This window comes from Natronohydrobacter thiooxidans, from assembly GCF_001884735.1.
GTDB lineage: Bacteria > Pseudomonadota > Alphaproteobacteria > Rhodobacterales > Rhodobacteraceae > Roseinatronobacter > Roseinatronobacter thiooxidans_A.
In genome coordinates, this window is record NZ_MJAP01000002.1 from 315258 (window position 1) to 339913 (window position 24656).

Here is a 24656-nt window from a genome sequence, read left to right on the forward strand (position 1 = left end):
CGTGTCAGCGGCGCGACAGGGGGGTAACAGTTCCATGACGTGTGCGCCCGATGGGCTTATGCGCGTGCAGGTTGCGCGGTGCGCCGGAAGGTCAGGTAATGCGGGCGGCGGCCCTCGCGCAGGGCTTTCTGCTCGTAACGGGTGGAAAGCCAGTCGTCCCAAGGGGTTGACCAATCCTCCGGTGTGGGAGACAGACAGTCAAACCCAGCAGGCGGCACCTCTTCCAGCGTCTGGCGGACGTAATCGGGAATATCGGTTGCAACCCGGAAAATCGCACCGGGTTTGAGCACGCGCGCCAGCGGATCCAGATGGTCCGGCGTGACAAAGCGGCGGCGATGATGGCGCGCCTTGGGCCAGGGGTCGGGATAGAGCAGGAAGGCGCGGTCCAGACAGGCATCGGGCAGAACGTCGAAAAGCTCGCGGACATCCCAGGGATGCAGGCGCAGATTCGTGACCTGCTGGCGGCGCAGCTTGCCCAGCAGCATCGCGACGCCATTGATGAAGGGCTCACAGCCGATGAAGCCGATCTCCGGGTTCTGCGTGCATTGATGCACCAGATGCTCGCCCCCGCCAAAGCCGATTTCCAGCCAGAGCGGGCGGTCGTCGCCGAAAAAAGCGGTCGGGTCGACAGGGTTGCGCGCGGGGTTCTCTGCTTCTGCGACGCCATGCAGGCGCAAGGTGTCAAGATCTTCGCGCAGATAGAGTTTCTGGACAGGGCGAAGTGTCTTGCCCTTGATCCGGCCATAGAAATTGCGACCTGAGGCGGAAGCCTGACTTTGGGACATGAGTGCCCTCCGGCACAGGGTTTTGAAAACTGCCGATGCCTTGGGGCGGGCGCGTTGCCGTAGGGTGCGTGCTCAGCACGCACCCTACCTGTCGCGTTTGCGCCTCAGGCCAGGCTGCGCTCGACTTCTTCGCGCTCGAAAATCTCGATCACATCCTTGGCGCGGATATCGTCGTAATTCTCGAAGGCCATGCCGCATTCCTGACCGGATTGCACTTCCTTGACCTCGTCCTTGAAGCGCTTGAGCGTCTTGAGCGTGCCCTCGTGCACGACAACATTGTCGCGCAGCAGACGCACACCGGCGGAGCGGCGTGCCACCCCTTCGGTGACCAGACAGCCTGCGACCTTGCCGACGCCCGAGACCTTGAAGACTTCGCGAATCTCGGCATAGCCGATGAAATTCTCGCGCACTTCCGCAGAGAGCAGGCCGGAGGCCGCTGCCTTGATGTCATCGACCAGATCATAGATGATCGAGTAATAGCGCACCTCGACCCCTTTTTGCTGCGCGGAGGCGCGGGCCGTGGCATTGGCGCGGACGTTGAAGCCGATGATCGGCGCACCGGAGGCTTCGGCCAGACCGACATCCGTATCGGTGATCGCGCCCACGCCGTAATGCAGGACACGCACGCGCACCTCATCATTGCCGATCTTTTCCAGCGCCTGCACAATGGCTTCGGCAGAGCCCTGCACATCCGCTTTGACCAGCACGGGCAGTTCGGCCACATCCTTATCCGCCTTGGCCTTGGCCATGAGCTGTTCCAGCGTGGTCGCAGCACCCGCTGCCGCGCGCTTGTCTTTCGCCGATTGCGCACGGTATTCGGCGATCTCGCGCGCCTGCGCTTCGGTGGCGACGACGTTCAGCACATCCCCGGCCTCTGGCGTGCCATTCAGGCCCAGAACCTCGACCGGGACCGAGGGACCGGCTTCCTTGACGCGTTCGCCCTTGTCATTGACCAGCGCACGCACCTTGCCCCATTGCTCGCCGACGACAAAGATATCGCCCTGCCGCAAGGTGCCGTTCTGCACCAGAACCGTGGCCACGGGCCCGCGACCGACATCAAGCTGGGCCTCGATCACGGCGCCCATTGCGGCGCGGTCGGGATTGGCCTTGAGTTCCAGAATCTCGGCCTGCAGCGCAATGGCTTCCAGAAGCTGATCCAGCCCCGCACCGGTGACTGCAGAGACTTCGACATCCTGCACATCGCCGGACATGGCCTCGACCACGACTTCGTGTTGCAGAAGTTCGGTGCGCACCTTGTTCGGCTCGGCGGCGGGCTTGTCGCATTTGTTGATCGCGACGATCATCGGCACTTTGGCCGCTTTGGCGTGGTTGATCGCCTCGATCGTCTGCGGCATGACCGAATCATCGGCTGCGACCACCAGAACCACGATATCGGTCACATTCGCGCCGCGGGCGCGCATGCTGGTGAAGGCCGCGTGACCGGGTGTGTCGAGGAAGCTGAGCACCGCACCGCTATCGGTCGTGACCTGATAGGCCCCGATATGCTGCGTGATCCCGCCTGCTTCGCCGGAAACCACATTGGTCTTGCGGATCGCGTCCAGAAGCGAGGTCTTGCCGTGGTCGACATGGCCCATGATCGTGATGATCGGGGGTCTGGACTGCAGGTCGGCTTCGTCATCAGGCGTCTGAGTGATGACCTGTTCGACATCCGAATCCGAGACGCGGACGACCTTGTGGCCGAATTCGTCGATCACCAGTTCGGCGGTATCGGCGTCGATGGTCTGATTCATGGTCGCCATGACGCCCATTTTCATCAGCGCCTTGACCACATCCGCGACGCGTTCGGCCATGCGGTTGGCCAGTTCCTGCACCACGATGGTTTCCGGCAACTGGACCTCGCGCACGACTTTCTCGCGCGACTGGTTCATGCCCATGGCTTTCTGCCGTGCGCGTTCCTGCTTGCGCTTCATGGCGGCAAGCGAGCGCTGGCGCCCGCCTTCACCCGAGAGCGCGTCATTCAGGGTCAGTTTCCCGGCGCGGCGGCCGCCTGCATCATCGCGCGGTTTCGCCCGCGCCTGACGGTCGTCTTCGGCACGTTGCTTGACCGGTTTACGCACATCCGAAGGCGTTACGGGCTTGGCGCGCTCGGAGAGCGGGGCGACCGGTTCGGGCGTCGCGGCAGGGGCCTGCTCTGCCGCCTTGCGGGCCTTGCGCGCCTCTGCTTCGGCAGCCTGACGTGCGTCTTCTTCTTCCTTGGCGCGCAGGGCCGCTTCGCGCTCGCGTTCCTCGCGCTCGCGGGCCTCGGCCTCATCGCGGCGGCGCTGGCGCTCTTCCTCGCGCTCGCGCTCTTCGCGGGCGCGTGTCGCGGCTTCCTCGGTCTCGCGCGCTTTCGCAGCCGCGAGGGCCTTGAGACGGCGCTCCATTTCCGCGTCGGAAATACCTGCCGGACGGCGTGCGGGATCGGGTTTCGCGGGCGCAGAGCCTTGCGCACCGGAAGCTGGTGCGGCACCGGGCTTCGGCACCACGACGCGCTTGCGTTTCTTCTCGACGACCACAGATTTTGTGCGCCCATGGCTGAAGCTCTGCTTCACATGGCCGCCCTTGCCGCCAAGTCCGAGTGTTTTCTTACCGTCTGTATCGCTCATGCGTCCGTCTAATCCTCTCCGGTGGCGTATCCACCGATATTCAAGCGCAAACCTTGCAGTCTTGCCGCTTCCTCTACAACAGCTTGACTGAGTCCACCAGCACGAAGCGCGGCATGTATCACATGATCGCGCCCGAATGCCAAACCCAATTCCTGTGCGCTCAGACAACCGACATAGCTGTCCGCCCCTTCGGGCGGGCGCAGTTTCGTCTTGCCGCGTTCCGAGCCGTCATGGGCCTGAACCAGCACCGCCATCTCGCCCCTGAGCGCGACATCGCGGCATTTTTCATATCCTGCCACCGCCTGCCCGCTTTTTCGGGCGAGTGACAGCAATTCGATCACCCGCTGTCGCAGGAGCGTCTCGACCAGATCGGCCAGCCCCTGAGGCACGGTGACGGCCTGCCGGGCTGCGCGGGCAAAGAGCTTCTTTGCTTCGGCCTTGTCCAGCGCCGCGCGGTCGGCGCTGACCCATATGCCCCGGCCCGGCAGGCGCGCGGCAATATCGGGCACGATTCCGTTCTCCGGCCCGACCACGAAGCGGATCAGGCCACGTTTCCCGCCGGATGTGCCAGTGACGATGCAACGCCGCTCTGGCCCGTCCTTCTCAACCTGCCTGCCGCCGCGCGCCATGTCTTGTCTCCGAATGCCTCAGTGCGCCGCTTCCTCGTCTTCCGTTTCGGCATCCTCTTCGGCCTCAAGCTCGGTCGGGTCTACCCAACCCAGCATGACCCGCGCGGTCATCACCAGAGTCTGCGCCTCTTCCAGGCTGACGTCAAAGGATTCGAGCAACCCTTCATCCTTGATGCGCTGGCCGTTTTCGGTCGTCCAGCCGCCCGCCAGTTCCCAGTCTGCGCAGGTTGCGAAATCCTCAAGCGTCTTGATGCCGTCTTTGGCCAGCGCCTCGACCATTTGTGGGGAAAGACCGTCGAAATCGATGAGGCTGTCCTCTGCCCCCAAAGCGCGGGCATTTTCCAGCGCTGCCGCGGCAATCGCTTCCAGCCGCTCGCGCGCACGGGTCTGCAGTTCTGCAGCGGTTTCCTCGTCAAAGCCGTCGATGGTCAGCAACTCGTCCATATCGACATAGGCCACTTCCTCAAGCGAGGTGAACTCCTCGGCAACCAGAAGCTGTGCCATCATTTCATCGATATCGAGTTCATCCATGAACAATCTGGTGCGCTCGGCGAACTCGGCCTGACGGCGGGTCGATTCTTCGGATTCCGTCAGAATGTCGATGTCCAGACCAGTAAGCTGGCTGGCCAGACGCACATTCTGTCCACGCCGACCGATGGCCAGCGAAAGCTGTTCATCCGGCACCACAACTTCGATCTTGCCGGCCTCGTCATCGATCACGACCTTGCTGACCTCGGCGGGCTGCAGCGCGTTCACGAGGAAGGTGGCCTGATCCTCGGTCCAGGGGATGATGTCGATTTTCTCTCCCTGAAGTTCGTTGACCACGGCCTGCACGCGGCTGCCGCGCATACCGACGCAAGCGCCCACAGGGTCTATGGAATTGTCGTAGCTGATCACGCCGATCTTGGCGCGCGAGCCGGGGTCGCGGGCGACGGCCTTGATCTCGATGATGCCGTCATAGATTTCCGGCACTTCCATCTTGAACAGTTCGGCCATGAATTCGGGCGCGGTGCGCGAGAGGAAAATTTGCGGCCCGCGCGCTTCGCGGCGCACATCCTTGACAAAGCAGCGGATGCGGTCGCCGGGGCGATAGCTTTCGCGGCCGATCTTCTCGTTGCGGCGCAGCACGGCTTCGCCGCGGCCGATATCGACGATGATATTGCCGTATTCCTCGCGCTTGACCACGCCATTGATGATCGTCTGCGCGCGGTCCTTGAATTCCTCATACTGGCGGTCACGCTCGGCTTCGCGCACGCGCTGCAGGATCACCTGCTTGGCCGATTGCGCGGCGATCCGGCCCAGTTCCACCGGCGGCACCTGATCGATGATCTCGTCGCCGATCTGCGGGTCATCAAGATAGGGCGCGGCCTGGGCAACGGTCAGTTGCGCATGATAGTTTTCCAGCTCTTCGTCCGCGACCACGGTGCGCACGCGCGTGAATTTTGCGACGCCGGTCTTGCGGTCGATCTTGACGCGGATATCCATATCCGCGCCGTAGCGCGACTTGGCCGCGCGGGCGAGGCTGTCTTCCATCGCCTGAATGACCAGATCGGGGTCGATCATCTTCTCGCGGGCGACCGCTTCGGCGGTCTGCAGCAGTTCAAGCTGGTTGGCAGAGGTGATTGCCATGTCTCAGTCCTCCTGACGGGTCGCGGATTCCGCGCCCTCCTCTGTTTCCGTCTCAATCTCGTCAAACTGGCTTTCGTCGATGGCGCCACTCGCCTTGCGGGCGCGCAGCATCTCGGCGATCAACTCATCGGTCAGGATCAGCTTCGCGTCCGACAGCCAGTCGAATTGCAGGCCGATGGTCAGCGTCTCGCTGCCTTCCTCGATCTCGATCAGCACTTCATTTTCTTCAACGCCCGCCAGAACGCCCTTGAAGCGCCGCCGCCCGTCGATCAGTTCCGAGGTCTCGATCCGCGCCTCATAGCCTTCCCATGTGGCGAAATCCTTCAGCCGGGTCAGGGGGCGGTCGATGCCGGGGCTGGAAACTTCGAGCGTATAGGCGTCTTCAAGCGGGTCATCGACATCGAGCACGGCAGAGACCGCAGTGGAGATATCGGCGCAATCCTGCACTTCGATCCCGCCCTCGGGCCGGTCGGCCATGATCTGCAGCGTGCGCGTCTTGCCGGCCATGAGCCGCAGGCGCACCAGTTCAAAGCCCAGGCCTTCGATGACCGGGGTCACGATTTCGGCGAGGCGCTGGTCAATGGAGGTCTTGGCGATCAGATCGCTCATGCACGCCCTCCTTCGGGCAAAACAAAAAAACGGGCCGCGCGGCCCGTTGTGATTTCCGGTGGAGCCTGTCACACAGGCACCGCTGTTGAGCGCCGTATAGGCAAGTCGCGCGTGTATTGCAAGCGTTCAGTCACAGCTTCAGGCGCGCGGCCTCATGGCGCAGATGGTTCATCACCCGCAGAAGTTCGGCACTGATGCCCGGCTCCGACAGCGCATGGCCCGCGACAGGCACCATTTCCAGCCGCGACCGCCCCCAGCCTGCATGCAGGTTCCAGGCGGTTTGCGGTGGGCAGATCATGTCATAGCGCCCCTGCACGATGGTGCCCGGAACATCTTGCATCCGGTTCAGGCCGTGCATCAGCGCGCCATCCTCGCCCAGAAAGCAGCTATTGGTGAAATAGTGATTCTCCAGCCGGGCGAAGGCGCGGGCATAGTCCGAGGGCGCATCGCCGACACCCAGCCCGCGGGTTTCGATCGAGGCCAGCGCATTTTCCCAGCGGGTCCAGTTGCGCGCGAATCGGTTTTCTTCATGCGGATCGCCGCTGAACAGGCGCCTTGCGTAGGCGGCGATCAGGTCGCCTTGTTCATCGGCCGGAATGGGGCGGATGAATTGCGCCCAGATTTCGGGAAAGAACCGCGCCGCGCCGCCCCCGTAGAACCAGTCGAGTTCGGCGCGTGTTCCCATGAACACGCCGCGCAGGATCAGATAGGCGGCGCGGTCGGGATGGGCCTGAGCATAGGCCAATGCCAGCGTTGCGCCCCAGCTTCCGCCGAATACCATCCAGCGCGCAATGCCCAGCGTTTCGCGAATCAACTCGATATCGGCGATCAGGTGTTGGGTCGTATTCGCGGTGATCGAGGCGGCGGGTTTCGAGCGCCCGCAGCCGCGCTGGTCAAACAGGATCACGCGGTAGGTTTTGGGATCGAAGAAGCGGCGCATTGTCGGGCTGCATCCTCCGCCGGGGCCGCCATGCAGGACGACCACCGGAACCCCGTCGGGATGGCCGATCTGCTCGACATAGACGCGATGCCCGTCGCCTACGTCCAGAAGGCGCTGGTCGAACGGCTCTGCCACGGGATAAAGTGCCGGGGCTGCGCTGTCATGTCCTGCAGACTTGTCCATCCCGCAGACTATATAGCGTGTTGCGCCGCCCTGCCATGGGCGAGAAGGGAAAAACCGGAGGAAGCATGAGCGTCTCGACCATCGACCCCAGCGAAGTTGCGAAATTCGAGGCCATGGCCGCTGAGTGGTGGGATCCGCATGGCAAATTCAAGCCACTGCACATGCTTAATCCGTGCAGGCTGGACTATATCACCCAGCAGATCGCGGCCGAGTTCGACCGGGATCTGGCGCACGCGCGTCCGTTCGAAGGGTTGCGGCTGCTGGATATCGGCTGCGGTGGCGGGTTGCTGTCAGAGCCGATGGCGCGGCTCGGGGCGACGGTGGTGGGGGCGGATGCGGCGGCGCGGAATATTCCCGTGGCCCGGCTTCATGCCAAGCAGGAAGGGCTGGAGATCGACTATCGCCATACCACCGCCGAGGATCTGGCGGCGGCGGGCGAGCAGTTCGATGTGGTGCTGAATATGGAAGTGGTCGAGCATGTCGCCGATCCGCTGGCCTATCTGACCGCTTGCCAGCAGCTTCTACGGCCCGGCGGGCTGATGATCTGCTCTACGCTCAACCGCAACCCCAAGAGCTATCTCATGGCGATCATCGGCGCGGAATATGTCATGCGCTGGCTGCCCAGAGGCACGCATGACTGGTCGAAATTCATCACCCCTGACGAGCTATACGATCTGATCGGCAAGGCCGGGCTGGAGCCTGTGGATCGCAAGGGGTTTGTGTTCAACAAGATCACATGGTCATGGTCGCTTTCCGCGCAAGATCTGTCCGTGAACTATGTCACCGCTTCGGTGAAGCGGTGAGTTTGAGTATTTTGGGCAAGATGAAGCCAGATCAGGTATAGGCGATGAAGAGCAGGATCACGCCAAGCACGAGACGATAGATCACATAGGGGGTGAAGCTGACCGAGCGCAGCAGTTTCATCATGAAGACGAGCGCGGCCCAGGCTGCGAAAAAGGAAATCACGGCGGCGATGGCGCCGTCGCGGGCGACGTCCCAGTCGGCGACCCGGATCACATCGAAGGTCATCAGAGTGCCCGAGGCGATGATGGTCGGGATCGACATGAGCATCGAGAGTTTCGCGGCGTCATGGCGCGCATAGCCCAGGGCGCGGGCGCCCGAAATCACGATGCCCGAGCGTGATGTGCCGGGGATCAGGGCGATGGCCTGCCACAGCCCCAGATAGAGCGCATGTTTCATCGTCCAGCCCTGTGCCGTGCGGGTCTGCGGTCCCATCCGGTCTGTCAGATAGAGCACGATGCCGAAGAGGATCATCATCCAGCCGATCACCGCGATCGAGCGCAGCATTTCCATCACGCCCAGAAGCTTGAAGATCAGCCCGAGGATGATCACGGGGATGGTGGCGATGATCAGGCAGAGCGCCAGAAAGCCAGCCTGCGTTTCCACCCGTCCGCGCAGCAATTCGGGGACGCCCCGCACCGCCAGGGCCACATCGGTTCTGAAATACCAGCAGACCGCGAAAAGTGTGCCGATATGCACGGCCACATCCAATGCCAGCCCCTGATCTTCGAGCGGGGTCAGCGCTGGCAACAGGATAAGATGGCCGGAAGAGGAGACGGGTAGAAACTCGGTGACGCCTTGAATCGCGGCGAGCAGGAAGATGTGAAAGAGCGTCATGGTGGGCCTTTATGATGAGTCGCGCAGAACCTAAAGTCTCTGAGGGGGCAGGGGAATCGCGAATATATGTCAGCAAAGATGACCTAAAAACCGCCTTCTTCTGGTAGATGAGGCGCTGTGCGTGACATTTTTCTGGTTTTAGGTCAGCAATTATGACTTTTCATGTCGCGCAACTCAGGCTAGAAGACTGGAAAATTCTGGAGGATCAGCCAATGGCCAAACAGCCAATGCTCCGTTTCGTAAAGATCGGTCGCGAAATGCCCGAGAAGCGCCCGCCCGCTCTGCGCGCGGAAGACTTCGACGAGATCTATAGCGAGTATTCGGACGAGAAGGCCACCGAACAGGCGGGCCGGTGCAGCCAGTGCGGCGTTCCCTATTGTCAGAGCCATTGCCCGTTGCACAATAACATTCCCGACTGGCTGTTGATGACCGCCTCGGGGCGCTTGCAGGAAGCCTATGAACTGTCACAGGCGACCAATACGTTCCCGGAGATTTGCGGTCGTATCTGTCCGCAGGACCGTCTCTGCGAGGGCAATTGCGTCATCGAGCAATCCGGGCATGGAACTGTGACCATCGGGTCGGTCGAAAAGTACATTACTGACACCGCCTGGGAAAAGGGCTGGGTCAAACCCATTGCGCCCGCGCAGGAGCGCCCGGAATCGGTCGCGATCATCGGTGCCGGGCCCGGCGGGCTCGCTGCGGCGGATGTGCTGCGCCGCGCCGGGGTGCAGGTCACGGTCTATGACCGCTATGACCGCGCAGGCGGGCTGCTGACCTATGGCATTCCGGGTTTCAAGCTGGAAAAGCCCGTGGTGATGCGCCGGATCGAGCAGCTTGAGGCCGGTGGCGTCGAATTCGTGCTGAACTGCACTGTTGGCGAGGACATTACCTTTGACGCTATCCGCGGCAAGCATGACGCCGTTCTGATCGCGACCGGAGTTTACAAGGCGCGGGATCTGGTCGCGCCCAATTCCGGGGCTCCGGGTGTGGTCAAGGCGCTGGAATTCCTGACCGCCTCGAACCGCAAGAGTTTTGGCGATGAGGTGCCGGAATTCGACAATGGCGATCTGGATGCGCGCGGCAAGCGCGTGGTCGTGATCGGCGGGGGCGATACGGCGATGGATTGCGTGCGCACGGCGGTGCGTCAGGGGGCGACCTCGGTGCGGTGTCTGTATCGGCGTGACCGGGACAATATGCCGGGGTCGCGCCGTGAAACCCAGAATGCCGAAGAAGAGGGCGTCGAGTTTGTCTGGCTGACCGCGCCCTCGGGTTTTGTGACGGATGCGGACGGCACGCTGACGGGGGTGCGGGTTCAGAAGATGCGTCTGGGGCAGCCCGATGCTACGGGACGCCGCGCGCCGGAACTGATCGAGGGGGCGGATTACACTGAAGAGGCCGATCTGGCGATCATGGCGCTGGGGTTTGAACCGGAAGATCTGCCGATGCTTTGGGGCGTGCCGGAACTGGCTGTCACCCGTTGGGGTACGATCAAGGCGAAGTTCAACACGCATGAAACCGATCTGCCGGGCGTCTGGGCCGTGGGTGATATCGTGCGCGGCGCGTCGCTGGTGGTCTGGGCGATCCGCGACGGGCGCGAGGCGGCGGATGCGATCCTGAGCTATCTGGCTGCTCCGGCACGGGTGGCCGCAGAATGAGCGCGGAAGCCACAATCCGGGAAGGGGGCTGCCTTTGCGGGGCTGTCCGGTTCTCGGCAAAGGTCAGCACGCGCGAGGTGCATGGCTGCCATTGCGAGATGTGCCGACGCTGGACCGGTAGTGCGTTCCTCGCGGTTACCGTACCGGTGCGCGAGATCACATGGACGGGCAGCGAGGCGATCCGGCGTTATCAGAGTTCGGATTGGGCAGAGCGCGCGAATTGCAAGGAATGCGGCGCACCGCTTTACTATCATGTGACCACAGAGGGGCCGTTCAGCGCCTCGCTCGAACTGTCGCTTGGTCTGTTTGACGATCCGTCGGGCCTGACGCTGAGCAAGGAAATCTTTATCGACCACAAGCCACAGGCATTTGCGTATTCGGGGGATCATCCCCGGCTGACACGCAAGGAAACGCTGGCAGGATTCGGTATCTCGGAAGAGGATAACTGACATGACGACATATGATGAAGCCTGGGCCGCCGCCGAAGAAGCCCGCCGCGCCTATATGGCGGAACATGGTCTCTACAAGGCCGAGGACGAGCATTCGTCCTGCGGCGTCGGGCTGGTCGCAGCGCTGGACGGCAAGCCGTCGCGGCAGGTCGTTCAGAACGGGATCGACGCGCTGAAAGCGATCTGGCATCGCGGCGCTGTGGATGCTGATGGCAAGACCGGCGACGGGGCCGGGATCCATGTGCAGATTCCGGTCAATTTCTTCTACGACAAGATCCAGCGCACGGGCCATCATCCGCAGCTGGATCAGCTTATGGCCGTGGGTCAGGTTTTCCTGCCGCGCACTGATTTCGGTGCGCAGGAGCGGTCGCGCACGATTGTGGAAACCGAAGTTCTGCGCATGGGCTATGCAATCTATGGCTGGCGGCATGTGCCGGTGAATGTGGCCGTGCTGGGCGAAAAGGCCAATGCGACCCGCCCCGAGATCGAACAGATTCTGATCCGCAACTCCAAGGGGACGGATGAAGAGACTTTCGAGCGCGAACTCTATGTGATCCGTCGCCGGATCGAGAAAGCCATAACCTCCGCCGGGATCGCAGGGTTCTACATCTGCTCGCTTTCCTGCCGTTCGATCATCTACAAGGGGATGATGCTGGCTGAAGAGGTGGCCGAGTTCTACCCGGATCTGAAAGATGAGCGGTTTGAATCGGCTTTTGCGATCTATCACCAGCGCTATTCGACCAATACTTTCCCGCAATGGTGGCTGGCGCAACCCTTCCGGATGCTGGCGCATAACGGTGAGATCAACACGCTCAAGGGCAATCTGAACTGGCTGAAAAGCCATGAGATCCGGATGGCCTCTGGGGCGTTTGGCGAGATGGCGGAGGATATCAAGCCCATCGTCGCCTCTGGCGCGTCGGATTCGGCGGCGCTGGATGCGGTATTCGAGGTCTTGGTGCGCGCAGGGCGCAATGCGCCGATGGCCAAGACCATGCTGGTGCCCGAAGCCTGGTCCAGACAGGCGGTTGAGATGCCCAGCGCCTGGCGCGACATGTATTCCTATTGCAACTCGGTGATGGAGCCATGGGACGGCCCTGCCGCGCTGGCCATGACGGATGGCCGCTGGGTCTGCGCCGGGCTTGACCGCAATGGCCTGCGCCCGATGCGCTATGTTGTCACCGGTGACGGGTTGTTGATTGCCGGTTCCGAGGCAGGGATGGTCACGGTTGACGAACTGGCCGTGCGCGAAAAGGGTGCGCTCGGTCCGGGTCAGATGATTGCGGTCGATCTGAAAGAGGGCAAGCTCTATCACGACACTGAAATCAAGGACAAGCTGGCCAAATCCCAGCCCTTTGGTGAGTGGAACGACAAGATCGTTGATCTGAACGAAAAGCTGCGCGACATTCCCGAGACGCGGCAGATGGAGGCATCTGAACTGCGCAAGCGGCAGGTCGCGGCGGGCTTCACCATCGAGGAAATCGAGCAGGTTCTCGCGCCGATGGCCGAGGACGGCAAGGAAATGGTCGCCTCGATGGGCGATGATACGCCCGCAGCGGTGCTGTCAAAGATCTATCGCCCGCTGTCGCATTTCTTCCGTCAGAACTTCAGCCAGGTGACCAACCCTGCGATTGACAGCCTGCGCGAATACCGGGTGATGAGCCTGAACACGCGCTTCGGCAACCTGAAGAACGTGCTGGATGAGGACAGCAGCCAGACGGAAATTCTGGTGCTGGAATCGCCTTTTGTGGCGAATGGCGAATTTGCCGAGATGGTGCGCGAATTCGGCGATCAGGTGGCTTTCATCGACTGTACCTTCCCGGCTGATGCTGGCGAAGATGCGCTTCGCGACGGGCTGGAGCGTATTCGCGCCGAGGCCGAGGATGCGGTGCGTTCAGGGGCCGGGCATCTGGTGCTGACCGATGTGCATCAGGGACCGGACAAGGTTTCCATGCCGATGATCCTTGCCACGAGCGCGGTGCATAGCTGGCTGACGCGCAAGGGGCTGCGCACTTTCTGTTCCTTGAATGTGCGTTCGGCAGAATGTGTTGACCCGCATTACTTCGCCGTCCTGATCGGCTGCGGTGCCACGACCGTCAATGCCTATCTGGCGCAGGAAACCATCGCCGACCGGATTGATCGCGGGCTGATCGAAGGCAGCCTGATCGACGCAATGCGCCGTTATCGCGAAGCGATCAATCTGGGTCTGCTCAAGATCATGTCGAAGATGGGGATTTCGGTTCTCTCTTCCTATCGTGGCGGGCTGAATTTCGAAGCTGTCGGGCTGTCGCGCGCCTTGGTCGCCGAGTATTTCCCCGGCATGCAGAGCCGGATCTCGGGGATCGGTCTGCACGGCATCCAGATGAAGTTGGAAGAGATCCACGCGAAAGGCTGGCGTCAGGGTCAGGATATTCTGCCCATCGGTGGGTTCTACAAGGCGCGGCGCTCGGGCGAGAAACACGCCTGGGAAGCCCAGACCATGCATATGCTGCAACAGGCGTGCAACAGTTCCAGCTATGCGATGTGGAAGCAGTATTCGAGCGCGATGCAGGCCAATCCGCCGATCCATCTGCGTGATCTGCTGGATATCAAGCCTCTGGGCAAGGCGATCCCCATCGAGGAGGTCGAATCGATCACCGCGATCCGCAAGCGTTTCGTCACGCCCGGCATGTCGCTGGGGGCGCTTTCGCCCGAAGCGCATATGACGCTGAACATCGCGATGAACCGGATCGGCGCGAAATCGGATTCGGGCGAGGGTGGGGAAGACCCGGCGCATGCGCATCCGCTGCCCAATGGCGACAATCCCTGCGCCAAGATCAAGCAGGTGGCCTCGGGGCGGTTCGGGGTGACGGCGGAATATCTGAACGCCTGCGAGGAGCTGGAAATCAAGATCGCCCAGGGCGCAAAGCCCGGCGAAGGCGGTCAGCTTCCGGGGATGAAGGTGACAAAGCTGATCGCACGGCTGCGGCATTCGACGCCGGGTGTGACGCTGATCTCGCCGCCACCGCATCACGATATCTACTCTATCGAGGACCTGGCGCAGCTGATCTATGATCTGAAACAGATCAACCCGCGCGCCAAAGTCACCGTGAAACTGGTGGCGCAATCCGGTGTGGGCACGATTGCCGCCGGTGTGGCCAAGGCCAAGGCCGATGTTATCCTGATTTCGGGCCATAATGGGGGCACGGGCGCAAGCCCCGGCACCTCGATCAAATATGTTGGTCTGCCCTGGGAAATGGGCCTGTCGGAGGCGCATCAGGTTCTGGCGATGAACCGGTTGCGCGAGCGGGTGACGCTGCGCACCGATGGCGGGCTGCGCACGGGCCGCGATATCGTTATGGCGGCGATGATGGGGGCCGAGGAATACGGGATCGGCACCGCTGCGCTGATCGCGATGGGCTGCATCATGGTCCGGCAATGCCAGTCGAATACCTGCCCGGTGGGCGTCTGCACGCAGGATGAATCGCTGCGCGCGAAATTCACCGGTAATGCGGATAAGGTGGTGAATCTGATCACCTTCTACGCTCAGGAGGTTCGCGAGATCCTCGCCTCGATCGGGGCGCGCAGTCTGGACGAGGTGATTGGCCGTGCCGATCTTCTGGCACAGGTCAGCCGCGGCGCCGCGCATCTCGATGATCTGGACCTGAACCCGCTGCTGCTGACGGTCGATGGCGCGGATCAGATCCGCTATGACCGCGCCAAGCCGCGCAATGCTGTGCCGGATACGCTGGATGCTGAAATCATCCGCGATGCCGCACGGTTCTTCGAGGATGGCGAGAAGATGCAGCTTTCCTATGCGGTCGAGAATACCCACCGCACGGTCGGCACGCGCGCCTCCAGCCATATTGTTCAGCGCTTCGGGATGCGCAACAATCTGCAACCCGATCACCTGACCGTGAAGCTTGCGGGCAGTGCCGGGCAGGCGCTCGGGGCCTTTGCCGCACCGGGCCTGAAGATCGAGGTTTTTGGTGACGCCAATGACTATGTTGGCAAGGGTCTCTCGGGTGGGTTGATTGTGGTGCGTCCGCGCATGTCCTCTCCGCTTGTGGCGCATGAGAATACGATCATCGGCAACACGGTGCTTTACGGTGCGACGGATGGCTATCTCTTTGCTGCGGGCCGGGCAGGCGAGCGTTTTGCTGTGCGCAACTCCGGCGCGAAGGTCGTGATCGAGGGCTGTGGCTCCAACGGGTGCGAATACATGACCGGCGGGGTCGCGGTGATCCTTGGTTCCATCGGCGCCAATTTCGGCGCGGGTATGACCGGGGGCATGGCCTATCTTTATGATCCTGCAGGTGAAGTGGCCCCGCTGATCAATACGGAAACCCTGGTCACATGCCCTGTCACGGTGGCGCATTGGGAAGAGCAGTTGCATTCGCTGATCGAGCGCCACGCTGCCGAGACGGAATCGCAGCGCGCCCGTGAGATCCTGCGCAACTGGGATCGTGAGAAAGCGCATTTCGTACAGGTCTGTCCGAAAGAGATGCTGATCCATCTGCCTCAGCCGCTGAGCCATGAAGCAGAGGCAGTTCCGGCCGAGTAAGTACCAGGAAGACAAAAGAGAAAAGGCGCGAGGGGAATGACCTTCGCGCCTTTTTTCATTGATTCTGGTCCGGTTCAGATCACGATCAGATTGAGCAGATAGAAGAGGATGGCGGAAAGCAGGGCCGCCGAGGGGACTGTTATGATCCAGGCTGCGAGGATCGTCGCAAAATGCCCCCGGCGGACGACTTTCTTGCGCTTGCGCACTTCGGGCGGGCTGGTCGTATCGAGCCGGTTCTCGCGCAGAACCCGCTCGTGATACCATTCGCGGAAGAAGCCCACACCAAAGATCGCGCCGATGGCGATATGCGTGGAACTGACCGGCAGGCCAAGCCAGGATGCGAAAATCACCGTGATGGCCGCCGCCAGCGCAACACAATAGGCGCGCATGGCATTCAGGCGCGTGATCTCGTTGCCGACGATATTGATCAGTTTCGGACCAAAGAGAAGCAGCCCGACCGACAGGCCGACCGCGCCGATCAGCATGACCCAGAGCGGGATGCCCACGCGATCAGACGCCCCGCCATCCTGCACCGCATGCACGATGGCCGCGACCGGGCCGATGGCATTGGCCACATCATTCGCCCCATGCGCGAAGGACAGAAGCGCGGCCGAGAAGATCAGCGGGATGTTGAAAAGTACCTTCAGCGATTTCTTGCGGTTGTCCAGTCCCGCCGACTGGCGGCGGATCACGGGCCGCATCAGCAATGTCAGCACGACACCGATCACGACACCGAGCATCACCGCATTGCCGAAGCTGACCTTGTAGATCTTGTCCAGCCCCTTGATTGCGAGATAGGTGGCGAAGCACCCGCCCATGATGCCGATCAGGATCGGCACCCAGGTGCGGGCCGCCTCGATCATATTGGGGCGGTAGATGATGCGCGATTTGATGATGGCCAGGAAGATGGCCGCGAATACCCCGCCGAGAAGTGGTGAAATCACCCAGCTTGCCGCGATCCGGCCCATCATCGGCCAGTTCACAGCCGCAAATCCGGCCGCGGCGATGCCCGCGCCCATGACCCCGCCGACAATGGAATGCGTGGTCGAGACCGGCGCCCCGATCCAGGTGGCGAGATTCACCCAGAGCGCGCCGGCCAGCAGCGCGGCCATCATCGCCCAGATGAAGACCTGCGTTTCGGCGACGGCCTCGGGGGCGATGATCCCGCGCGACACCGTGCCCACCACATCGCCGCCCGCGATCAATGCGCCCGCGGTTTCACAGATGGCCGCGATGATCAGGGCGGTGCCGATCGTCAGCGCGCGCGCGCCAACTGCGGGGCCCATATTGTTGGCGACATCATTCGCGCCGATATTGATCGCCATATAGGCGCCGATGATCGCCGCGGCGACAACGATCAGCCCCAGCGGGTCGAAGCCGATCAGCACGGCTGTGATCAGCCCGGTCAGGGCCATGAAGGCCAGCGCAAGCCCAGGCGCCACCAGCGGACGGGATATGTGGCTGGTCGCCTGTTCGAGCGCGGTTATGCGCTCAAGATCCTTGTTGAGGGTCTTCCACGACCGTTCGGGAGTATTGCTCACGCGGGGCCTTTCTGACGCTGGGGTGTGTCATAAAATTGTTACACGGCGCAGTATCAGAGCGTGCCGCGATGAGCAATCATTTCGCGGGCGTGAGCGCCTTCCCCAGGTGCGGAGAGGCGAGCAGGGTCTTCAGTCCCGTATTCTGGACGGCCTGCGACGCCTCGGACAGGGCGAACCATTTGCGGATGCGCTTGCCGGATTCGGGATAGACATCTTCGGTTTGCGCGACTGCTAGCAGATAGACCTGCGGCCTGCATTGGACCGGAAGTCCACTCTTCTTGATCTTGGTATATGTAAACGCGCCAATCGGCTCGGCAGCGACAGTTCCGATCACGCCAGCTTCTTCCCATGCCTCGATTGCGGCTGCTTCTGCGAGTGTCTTGCGCGCCATCGGCCAGCCCTTGGGAATGATCCAATGGCCGCGTCGCAACGTCTTGACGAGAAGCACCTCTGGCCCTTCGGGGCCTGCGCGCCAGCACAGCGACCCAGTCTGGACGAAACTGGGCCGGATGAGGTTCAGGAAAGCCCCTATTTTTTCCATTGGTGATGTCAGGACATTCATCGGCTATGAGTCTCGTTTGTTACACGCGGTGGCACGCGTGAATTACAATTTGATGACGGTCAAAGGCCGTTCTTCGGTGGTGCGCGCATTGCCTTTACTGTGGCGCGATGTGCCTTGGTTTCAAGTCTGCGGCGTTTGCTTGCAAGGGTCGGGCGTGTCGCGATGCGCGGCTTGGGGCGCTCCAGCGCCTGTGTGATCAGTTCTGCAAGCCGCTTTCGTGCGATGTCACGGTTGCGTGCCTGACTGCGCGTTTCCTCGACCCGCAGGATCAGCGCGCCATCCTGTGTCCAGCGCCGCCCGGCCAGTCGCTTCAGCCGTGCCTTGACAGCGGCGGGCAGGTTCGGGCTGCGCTCGGCCTCAAAGCGCAGCTCCACAGCCGTCGAGACCTTGTTGACATTCTGCCCGCCCGGCCCGGTGGCGCGGGTGAAGCTTTCGGATAGTTCCCAGTCCTGCAAGGTGATCTGGTCATTGATACGCATCGGCACTTACCGGGTTCTGAATCGAAAGGGCCGCCTTGGTAACGAGGCGGCCCTAAGCGAGTTTAAGGAGATGGTCCAAGTTAGAGTCTTGGCCCAATCAGAGTGGCTTTCCCATCTGGGCTGCCGTCAGGTTCTGCCCCCTCTGACTGTCTTTGCACCTCTCTCCAACATCACTCTAGACACTGGATCACCTCCTTTCAATAAGTTGCCGATAAGGGGATGGTGGCACATATTTGGTGTTTGTCAAAAGAAATTATGCGACAGGTTGCGTTAATTTCCTCACGATCAGGCGAAACGGCACCAGTGCCAGCAGGGCCAGTGACAGCTTCACACCCCAATCGGCGACTGCAAGACTGACCCAGAGCGGCAATTCCGGGCCAAAACCCAGCATTGGCAGGATCTCCCCCGCCCAGGACACGTCATCACCGGGTGCGATGACGCTCAAACTTGCCGAAAAGGCGATGCTGAAAAAAAGGGCAGTATCCACCGCCGACCCGATCAGGGTGGAGCCCAGCGGCGCGCGCCACCAGCGCCCTTCGCGAAGCCGGTCGAAGACAAAGATGTTGAGCATCTGCGCGGTCAGGAAGGCGATGCCCGAGCCAAGGGCGATGCGCAGGGTCACAAGCGGCCCGAATTCGCCGATGATCTGCGTGCCGATCAGCGAGCAGGCGACACCGACGCCAAAGCCGACCCAGACCACGCGACGCGCAGCAGCGGGACCATAGACACGATTCATCACGTCATTGACGAGGAAGGCCAGCGGATAGGTAAAGGCCCCCCAGGTGAGCCAGTTTCCGAACAGGAACTGAACGAGGATATTCGAGGCGACGACGATGGCCGCCATGGCAAGAATGCCGGGCAGGTAGCTGCGGGTCATGGATATGGTTTCCGTTTTGGCAAGGTTGCGGAGACTTGTGCCCGATGGACGTCGCGCAGATAGCGACTTGTGCGGCTTCAGGCAAGGCCCCGGCGTTGCCGCCGGGGCCAAAGGTTTACTGGATGATGCGCCCGTCGAGGCTCGGAGCGTAGGGTTCGTTCTCGGACAGATGCCGCGCCAGTACTTCGGCGAGGTCAATCGCCGTGTCATAGCCATTCATGCCGCCGTCGCGCAGCATCGCATAGCCATCGCCGCCGCCCGCCATGAAGTTGTTGGTCACAAGACCATAGGTGGCGCCTGGGTCCAATGACTCCCATCCGTCCGAACCCATGACTTCAACCTCCGAGACGCGCCCTTCATTCGGCGCGACGGAGAGGTCGAGCCTGAAGCGGACACCGGCGACCTGCGGGAAACGACCAGCGCCTTCCTCGACGCCGTTCACGCCATGCTCCAGCGCGGCAAGCAGTGTCTCGCCAGAGACTTCGAGCGTGTAGAGCGTGTTCTGAAAGGGAAGGACGGTCAACACATCGCCCAGCGTGGCTGTGCCCGCGCCCAGCGAGGCACGCAAACCGCCGCCATTCGCCAGCGCCACGCGAATGCCCTGATGGGCGACTTCGGCCAGCATCGAATCAGCGACCGTATTGCCCATCTCGCATTCCTGCGCGCGGCAGGTCTCGCGGCTGCCATCAATGTCAGCGGCCAGTTCTGCCACGGGGCGGCGTGTCAGTTCCTCGATGGGCGCGCGCAGGGGCTCGATCAGCGCCTCGATATCCTCGGCGGGTGCGAAGCTCGCATCCAGAAGAATCGTGTCGCCCGTCGCGGAAATCACTGCACCATCTTCGGCAAATTCCAGCGTCAGATCGCCCAGATAGCGCGAGAATGCAAAAGCCTGCACGATGGGAACCGCGCGGCCCGAAGGGCTTGAGACCAGCGTGGCATATTCCACGGCGCCCTCTTCGGTATTCGACATCAGTGTGTGACTATGCCCGCCGATTATCGCCGAGATACCATCGACTTCTGCGGCGATCTGCTGGTCGCGCACGAAGCCCACATGGCTGAGGACAAGAATTTTGGAAACGCCCTGCGCCTGCAATTCGGCCACGCCTTCGCGCAGGTGCTCGATCTCGTCCTGAAAGCTGACAGTATCGCCCGGCGAGGACAGAAACACCGTATCCGGGGTCGTGATGCCCAGAATGCCGATCTGCTCGCCATCGCGCTCGACGATCAGATGCGGCGCGATCTTGCCTGCAAGGGGGGAGTCCTCTGTGAGTTTGATATTCCCCGCGACGAAGGGGAAATCGGCCTCGTCGATCATCCGCGCCAGATTCTCGGGGCCGCGGTTGAATTCATGATTGCCGATGGTCATGGCGTCAAAGCCGATGGCATTCATCATCTGGATTTCCGCGCGCCCGCCATAGGTGGTGTAGTAGAGCGTGCCTTGCGACTGATCGCCCGCATCCAGTGTTACAGTCGCGCGGCCAGCCTCTTCATGCGCGGCGCGGTGCTGGCGAATCGCCGTGGCAAGGCGGGATGAGCCGCCGAAGCAATTGGATTCCTCTGCATCTGCGGGCGAACAATTCGAGTTGAACCGGCTGATCTCGTCGACGCGGCTATGCATGTCGTTGATATGCAGGATCGCAAGGCTGAAACCCGTTCCTGCCTGCGCAGTGGCGATTGTGAAGCGCCCCGCGCCCGCAAGCGCAAGGCTTGCGCCCGCGACCGATAGGAAACCGCGCCGACTGAGCGCGGGGGTAAGCTTGTTATGTGCCATATCTGCCATCCTCTGTTGAAAGTCAGTGCTGCTTCCGGATACCGAGCAACTGCCCGGACAATGCAACACAATGATGACAAGCTTAGGCAGCCTGCCCTTTCGCGCAAGGAATTTCGGCGCGCGCGTCAGTTCGATGCCAGAACCTGCTGACATTGTGCCGGAAGATCGGCCATTGTGTATTCGCGCGGATGGCGTTGGCGCGGTGCCGGTTCTTCCGTGCGCTCGCGCCGGGGCGGGTTCAGGAAATCCGTGACCCACCATTGCAAGGTTTCGTCACAACCATTGCCGCCATTGCTCAGTTCGGCAACGGTTGGTGACTGCGTTACGCAGTTGCGATTGCCTTGCGGGCAGCGCAGACGGACATGGAAATGATAGTTGTGGCCCACTGCGGGGCGAATTTTCTGCAGCCAGGGCGTGTCGGCGCGGGTGGCGGTTTTGCACATCTCGATCTTGACCGCAGCCGCGACGAAGATCCGGTCGACGCGCGGGTCAAGCGCAGCCTGGCGCAGCAATTCATGGTGCTGGCGCGACCAGTTGCTGTTGACGCTGCGCTGATCCTCGGTGCGCACGGAAATCGAGCTGATCGATTCGCGTTCAGCGGCGGAAAGATTCAGGCGGCGCGGCGGCAGCATCCAGATATCGATATCCAGCCCGATCTGGTGACTGGCATGGCCCGAGGTCATCGGACCGCCCCGAGGCTGGCTGATATCGCCGATATAAAGGCCGTTCCAGCCGATCTGCACCGCCTTGCGCGATAGATCCTGAACATAGGAAATCGCTTCGGGATGGCCCCAGTTGCGATTGCGCGACAGGCGCATCGCCTGCCATGTCGGCCCGGTTTCCGGCAGGCGCACCAGGCCCGCGGCACAGCCTTTGGCGTAGGAACCGATGGCCTCGGGCCCTTGCAGCGAGGGCATGGGATGCGCGCCAAACAGACGATTGGCAAGTTGCTGTGCCGAGGCAGTCGCAGGCAATATGGCTAGGATCAGGGCGAAGAGGGGGATACGCATTGGAACTCGGGCTCACCTTCGGGTTTCACCCAGAGTAGCAGGATCAACCCCAGAACGAAAAGCCCTATCAGGGGCGCAACGCCCAGACGCTGGCTTTGGGTCAATGTGGTCGTCAGGGCGATCAGCGCCGGGGCCACGAAAGACAGCGCCTTGCCCGACAGGGCATAGAGCCCGAACCCTTCGGTCATGCGTTCGGGATCGGCCTGGCGCACCATCATGGTGCGCGATGAGGATTGCAGGCTGCCGCCGCCCGCACCAATCAGCCCGCCGCAGATATAGAAGACGATATCGGGCAGGCTGGAACCCTCGGGGATGGGAATGAACAGCACCATGCTGCGATCTGTTCCGACGACAATGATGCAGACCAGAATCAGCAAGCTGATCGCGCCCAGAATCACCGGTTTCGGCCCGAAGCGCGAATCGATCCTTCCGGCCAGAATGCAGGCCCCCGCGCCGATGGCTGCGGCGACGATGCCGAAAACCCCGATCTGAACCACCGACCAGCCCAGAACGCCCGCGGCATAGATGCCGCCAAAGGCATAGATGCCGTTCAGCGCGTCGCGGTAGATCATCGAGGATCCGAGATAGGCAAAGAGGCTGCGGCGATGCGGCAGGGCGCGCAGGCTGGCGCCGAGTTCGGCCAGCCCGCGCCTGACAGCCCCGCGTGGTGCTTTGACGGCAGGTGGCTCCTTGACCCAGAGAAAGAAGGGGATCACGAAGACCGCGAACCAGAGCGCGGTGAAGGGGCCGACAGCGCGGGTTCCTTCCCGTGCCTCGGCATCCAGTCCGAAGATCGGGGCGATTCCGAGGAAGGTCACGCCCGCTTCGTTCTCGGCCAGCAGAAGCAGCATGATCGCGAGGGAGGCAAGCCCGCCCAGATAGCCCAGGGCCCAGCCATTGCCGGAAATGCGCCCCAGCTCCTCGCGCGGGGCAAGGCTGGGCAGGAGCGAGTTGGTGAAGACAATCCCGTATTCCAGTCCGACCAGCCCGATGGCGAAAGCGACCAGAATGAACAGAACCGTCGCGCTGTCTGCGTCCGGCACGGCAAACCAGAGCGTTGCAGAGCCTGACAGATAGAGCGCCGACCAGAGCAAGAGCCAGCGCCGCTTGTATCCCGAACTGTCTGCGATTGCGCCGAGTATGGGCGCACAGATCGCGATCAATATGCCCGAGATCGCCAGCATCCAGCCCCACATGGCCTGTCCCGTTACCGGGTCGGGGGCCACGAAAGAGGTGAAATAGGGCGCGAAGATGAAGGTCAGAAGAAGGGTGTTATAGGGCTGGTTGGCCCAGTCGAACATCCACCATCCCCAGATGCGTTTGCGGCTTTCTGACATGCGCCCCCCGGTGCCGTGGTGTGCGCAACCTTAGGCAGTGCGGTGCGGGGATGGCAAGCCACGACCTGCCTGCGGGTATGAAAAAGCTGGCCGGTGCGTTTCCCGGCCAGCCTGATGGTCTGTAGCAAAGTATCGGTGCGGAAGTGCCGCCTTATTCCGGCATGATCACCGCATCGATGACATGGATCACGCCATTGCTCGCCGCGATGTCTGCCTGCACGACATTGGCGCCATCAATGGTCACGCTCTCGCCCGCGCAGATGGTCGCGCTGGCGCCATTGACGGTTTCGACCTCATTGCAGCCTGCCGCCAGATCCCCGGACATGACCGCGCCGGACACCACATGATAGGTGAGGATCGCGGTCAGTGCCGGAATATCCTCCAGCAGCGCCTCGACAGTGCCTTCGGGGAGGGCCGCGAAAGCCTCATCTGTGGGGGCGAAGACCGTGAAGGGCCCGTCGCCTTTCAGTGTGTCCACCAGCCCGGCCGCCGTTACCGCAGCCACGAGTGTCGAAAAAGCTTCGTTGCCCGCAGCAATGTCGACAATATCCCCGCTCGGCGCGTGGCTATCCGCATAGGCTGCTGCGGGAACCATCAATGCCGTCGAGATGGCGAGTGCCTTGAGAGGTGATGTGTACATGGAAGATCTCCTTTGATGTATCGTCATTGATACCGCGGAGAATACGGCGCATGTCCTGAGGCGGATGAGTCTCAAAAATCCGGGAAAGCTGTTGAAAGACCGCAGGCCGGTGCTAAGCCCGCGTTCCTTCGTTGTTCAAGTCACGATGATGTGCGGATCGCGCGGTAAAGCGGGACCACTTTCGCCATTCGTCAGTTCGCTCCGGCTGCCGCCGCGACGATCTGCTGAAGCAATCCGTTCACATTGCGCATCGAGGGCACATCGGCCTCGCGATACCCCACGATGACAGGGGCCCCTTCCTCGGCTGCCTGAAAGACATAGACGTTATAGGGGCAATATTGCAGATTGCGCAGGTCAGCCTCCATCGCTTCGCGGGACAATGTGGCCGAGCAGAAGGAATAGATTCGCGCATCCGCAAAGAGTTCGGTCTCTGCCCCAAGATCGGCACCGGTGCGCGCCAGCATCGGCCCGACATGACTGACACTGTCGATGACCAGCCCGCGATTCGTGATCGCGTCCTCGACATCCAGCGCTACATCCTCGAACTCTGCAGCCAGTTCGATTGTAAAGAATCCCTCTGCAAACGCGGGCCCGGCCAGCAGTCCCGCCCCAAGCGTTGCCCAGATCAGCTGTCTCATGTTGTCTCCTCCATGCGGTATATTCAAAGATCGCCAATATAGCATAACTTGATGGTCTATGGCTTTCCCTGATGCAGATCAAATCTCTGGAGACTGCGCATTGATCGCTCCTCAGAGCCCCTGCGTGATTTTTTTCCT

Annotated in this window: 20 protein-coding genes; 4 read left to right on the forward strand and 16 right to left on the reverse strand. The window is 61.8% G+C overall.

Going from position 1 to position 24656, the window contains the following annotated elements; genetic code table 11:
• Nucleotides 1-56: 56 nt before the first annotated feature.
• From trmB to pip, 6 genes are all read right to left on the reverse strand, one after another.
• Complete coding sequence (trmB, locus tag BG457_RS02515) at nucleotides 57-785, reverse strand: tRNA (guanine(46)-N(7))-methyltransferase TrmB (protein WP_071795396.1); 729 nt, start codon at nucleotides 783-785, stop codon at nucleotides 57-59.
• A 104-nt stretch (nucleotides 786-889) separates the two neighbouring features.
• Nucleotides 890-3391, reverse strand: coding sequence for a translation initiation factor IF-2 (infB, locus tag BG457_RS02520; protein ID WP_071795397.1), 2502 nt, complete (start codon nucleotides 3389-3391; stop codon nucleotides 890-892).
• A gap of 8 nt (nucleotides 3392-3399) precedes the next feature.
• Nucleotides 3400-4020 carry an RNA-binding protein gene (locus BG457_RS02525; RefSeq protein ID WP_071795398.1) on the reverse strand — a complete coding sequence of 207 codons (621 nt, stop codon included), beginning with the start codon at nucleotides 4018-4020 and terminating at the stop codon, nucleotides 3400-3402.
• 18 nt (nucleotides 4021-4038) lie between these two features.
• Entirely contained in the window at nucleotides 4039-5649 is a 1611-nt protein-coding gene (gene nusA / locus BG457_RS02530) for a transcription termination factor NusA (protein ID WP_071795399.1), read from the reverse strand.
• 3 nt (nucleotides 5650-5652) lie between these two features.
• Nucleotides 5653-6258, reverse strand: coding sequence for a ribosome maturation factor RimP (gene rimP / locus BG457_RS02535; RefSeq protein ID WP_071795401.1), 606 nt, complete (start codon nucleotides 6256-6258; stop codon nucleotides 5653-5655).
• A 130-nt stretch (nucleotides 6259-6388) separates the two neighbouring features.
• Nucleotides 6389-7381, reverse strand: coding sequence for a prolyl aminopeptidase (gene pip / locus BG457_RS02540; protein WP_071795403.1), 993 nt, complete (start codon nucleotides 7379-7381; stop codon nucleotides 6389-6391).
• 65 nt (nucleotides 7382-7446) lie between these two features.
• On the opposite strand from pip, the gene ubiG reads away from it, so the two are divergent.
• Nucleotides 7447-8184: a bifunctional 2-polyprenyl-6-hydroxyphenol methylase/3-demethylubiquinol 3-O-methyltransferase UbiG gene (ubiG, locus tag BG457_RS02545; protein WP_071795405.1), complete on the forward strand. Its 738-nt coding sequence runs from the start codon at nucleotides 7447-7449 to the stop codon at nucleotides 8182-8184.
• Nucleotides 8185-8215: 31 nt separating this feature from the next.
• On the opposite strand, the gene BG457_RS02550 is transcribed toward ubiG, so the two are convergent.
• Nucleotides 8216-9019 carry an undecaprenyl-diphosphate phosphatase gene (locus BG457_RS02550; protein ID WP_071795407.1) on the reverse strand — a complete coding sequence of 268 codons (804 nt, stop codon included), beginning with the start codon at nucleotides 9017-9019 and terminating at the stop codon, nucleotides 8216-8218.
• Between the two features lie 212 nt (nucleotides 9020-9231).
• Between BG457_RS02550 and BG457_RS02555 the strand changes: the two genes are divergently transcribed.
• From BG457_RS02555 to gltB, 3 genes are read left to right on the forward strand one after another with little or no spacing between them, the layout of a single operon-like run.
• Nucleotides 9232-10674 carry an NAD(P)-dependent oxidoreductase gene (locus BG457_RS02555; RefSeq protein WP_071795465.1) on the forward strand — a complete coding sequence of 481 codons (1443 nt, stop codon included), beginning with the start codon at nucleotides 9232-9234 and terminating at the stop codon, nucleotides 10672-10674.
• Nucleotides 10671-11123 carry a GFA family protein gene (locus BG457_RS02560; protein WP_071795409.1) on the forward strand — a complete coding sequence of 151 codons (453 nt, stop codon included), beginning with the start codon at nucleotides 10671-10673 and terminating at the stop codon, nucleotides 11121-11123. The genes BG457_RS02555 and BG457_RS02560 overlap by 4 nt, the downstream gene beginning before the upstream one ends.
• 1 nt (nucleotide 11124) lies before the next feature.
• Nucleotides 11125-15663: a glutamate synthase large subunit gene (gltB, locus tag BG457_RS02565; RefSeq protein ID WP_071795411.1), complete on the forward strand. Its 4539-nt coding sequence runs from the start codon at nucleotides 11125-11127 to the stop codon at nucleotides 15661-15663.
• A 74-nt stretch (nucleotides 15664-15737) separates the two neighbouring features.
• Here the strand turns inward: gltB and BG457_RS02570 are convergent, their stop codons facing one another.
• The 9 genes from BG457_RS02570 to BG457_RS02610 form a co-directional block, all read right to left on the reverse strand.
• Complete coding sequence (locus BG457_RS02570) at nucleotides 15738-17204, reverse strand: inorganic phosphate transporter (RefSeq protein ID WP_071795413.1); 1467 nt, start codon at nucleotides 17202-17204, stop codon at nucleotides 15738-15740.
• 76 nt (nucleotides 17205-17280) lie between these two features.
• Entirely contained in the window at nucleotides 17281-17745 is a 465-nt protein-coding gene (locus BG457_RS02575; RefSeq protein WP_084657427.1) for an NUDIX hydrolase, read from the reverse strand.
• Nucleotides 17746-17825: 80 nt separating this feature from the next.
• Entirely contained in the window at nucleotides 17826-18245 is a 420-nt protein-coding gene (gene arfB / locus BG457_RS02580) for an alternative ribosome rescue aminoacyl-tRNA hydrolase ArfB (protein ID WP_071795416.1), read from the reverse strand.
• A gap of 253 nt (nucleotides 18246-18498) precedes the next feature.
• Nucleotides 18499-19122 (reverse strand): queuosine precursor transporter, encoded by a 624-nt coding sequence (locus BG457_RS02585; protein WP_071795418.1) that lies wholly within the window; start codon nucleotides 19120-19122, stop codon nucleotides 18499-18501.
• Between the two features lie 115 nt (nucleotides 19123-19237).
• Entirely contained in the window at nucleotides 19238-20893 is a 1656-nt protein-coding gene (locus BG457_RS02590; RefSeq protein ID WP_071795466.1) for a bifunctional metallophosphatase/5'-nucleotidase, read from the reverse strand.
• 125 nt (nucleotides 20894-21018) lie between these two features.
• Nucleotides 21019-21903 (reverse strand): penicillin-insensitive murein endopeptidase, encoded by an 885-nt coding sequence (gene mepA / locus BG457_RS02595; RefSeq protein WP_071795420.1) that lies wholly within the window; start codon nucleotides 21901-21903, stop codon nucleotides 21019-21021.
• Entirely contained in the window at nucleotides 21879-23240 is a 1362-nt protein-coding gene (locus BG457_RS02600; protein ID WP_071795422.1) for an MFS transporter, read from the reverse strand. The genes mepA and BG457_RS02600 overlap by 25 nt, the downstream gene beginning before the upstream one ends.
• 151 nt (nucleotides 23241-23391) lie before the next feature.
• Nucleotides 23392-23880 carry a fasciclin domain-containing protein gene (locus BG457_RS02605; protein ID WP_084657429.1) on the reverse strand — a complete coding sequence of 163 codons (489 nt, stop codon included), beginning with the start codon at nucleotides 23878-23880 and terminating at the stop codon, nucleotides 23392-23394.
• A gap of 191 nt (nucleotides 23881-24071) precedes the next feature.
• The gene (locus BG457_RS02610; protein WP_071795426.1) at nucleotides 24072-24518 is read right to left on the reverse strand and encodes a DUF302 domain-containing protein; all 447 of its coding nucleotides are present in this window, start codon (nucleotides 24516-24518) and stop codon (nucleotides 24072-24074) included.
• Nucleotides 24519-24656: the final 138 nt, after the last annotated feature.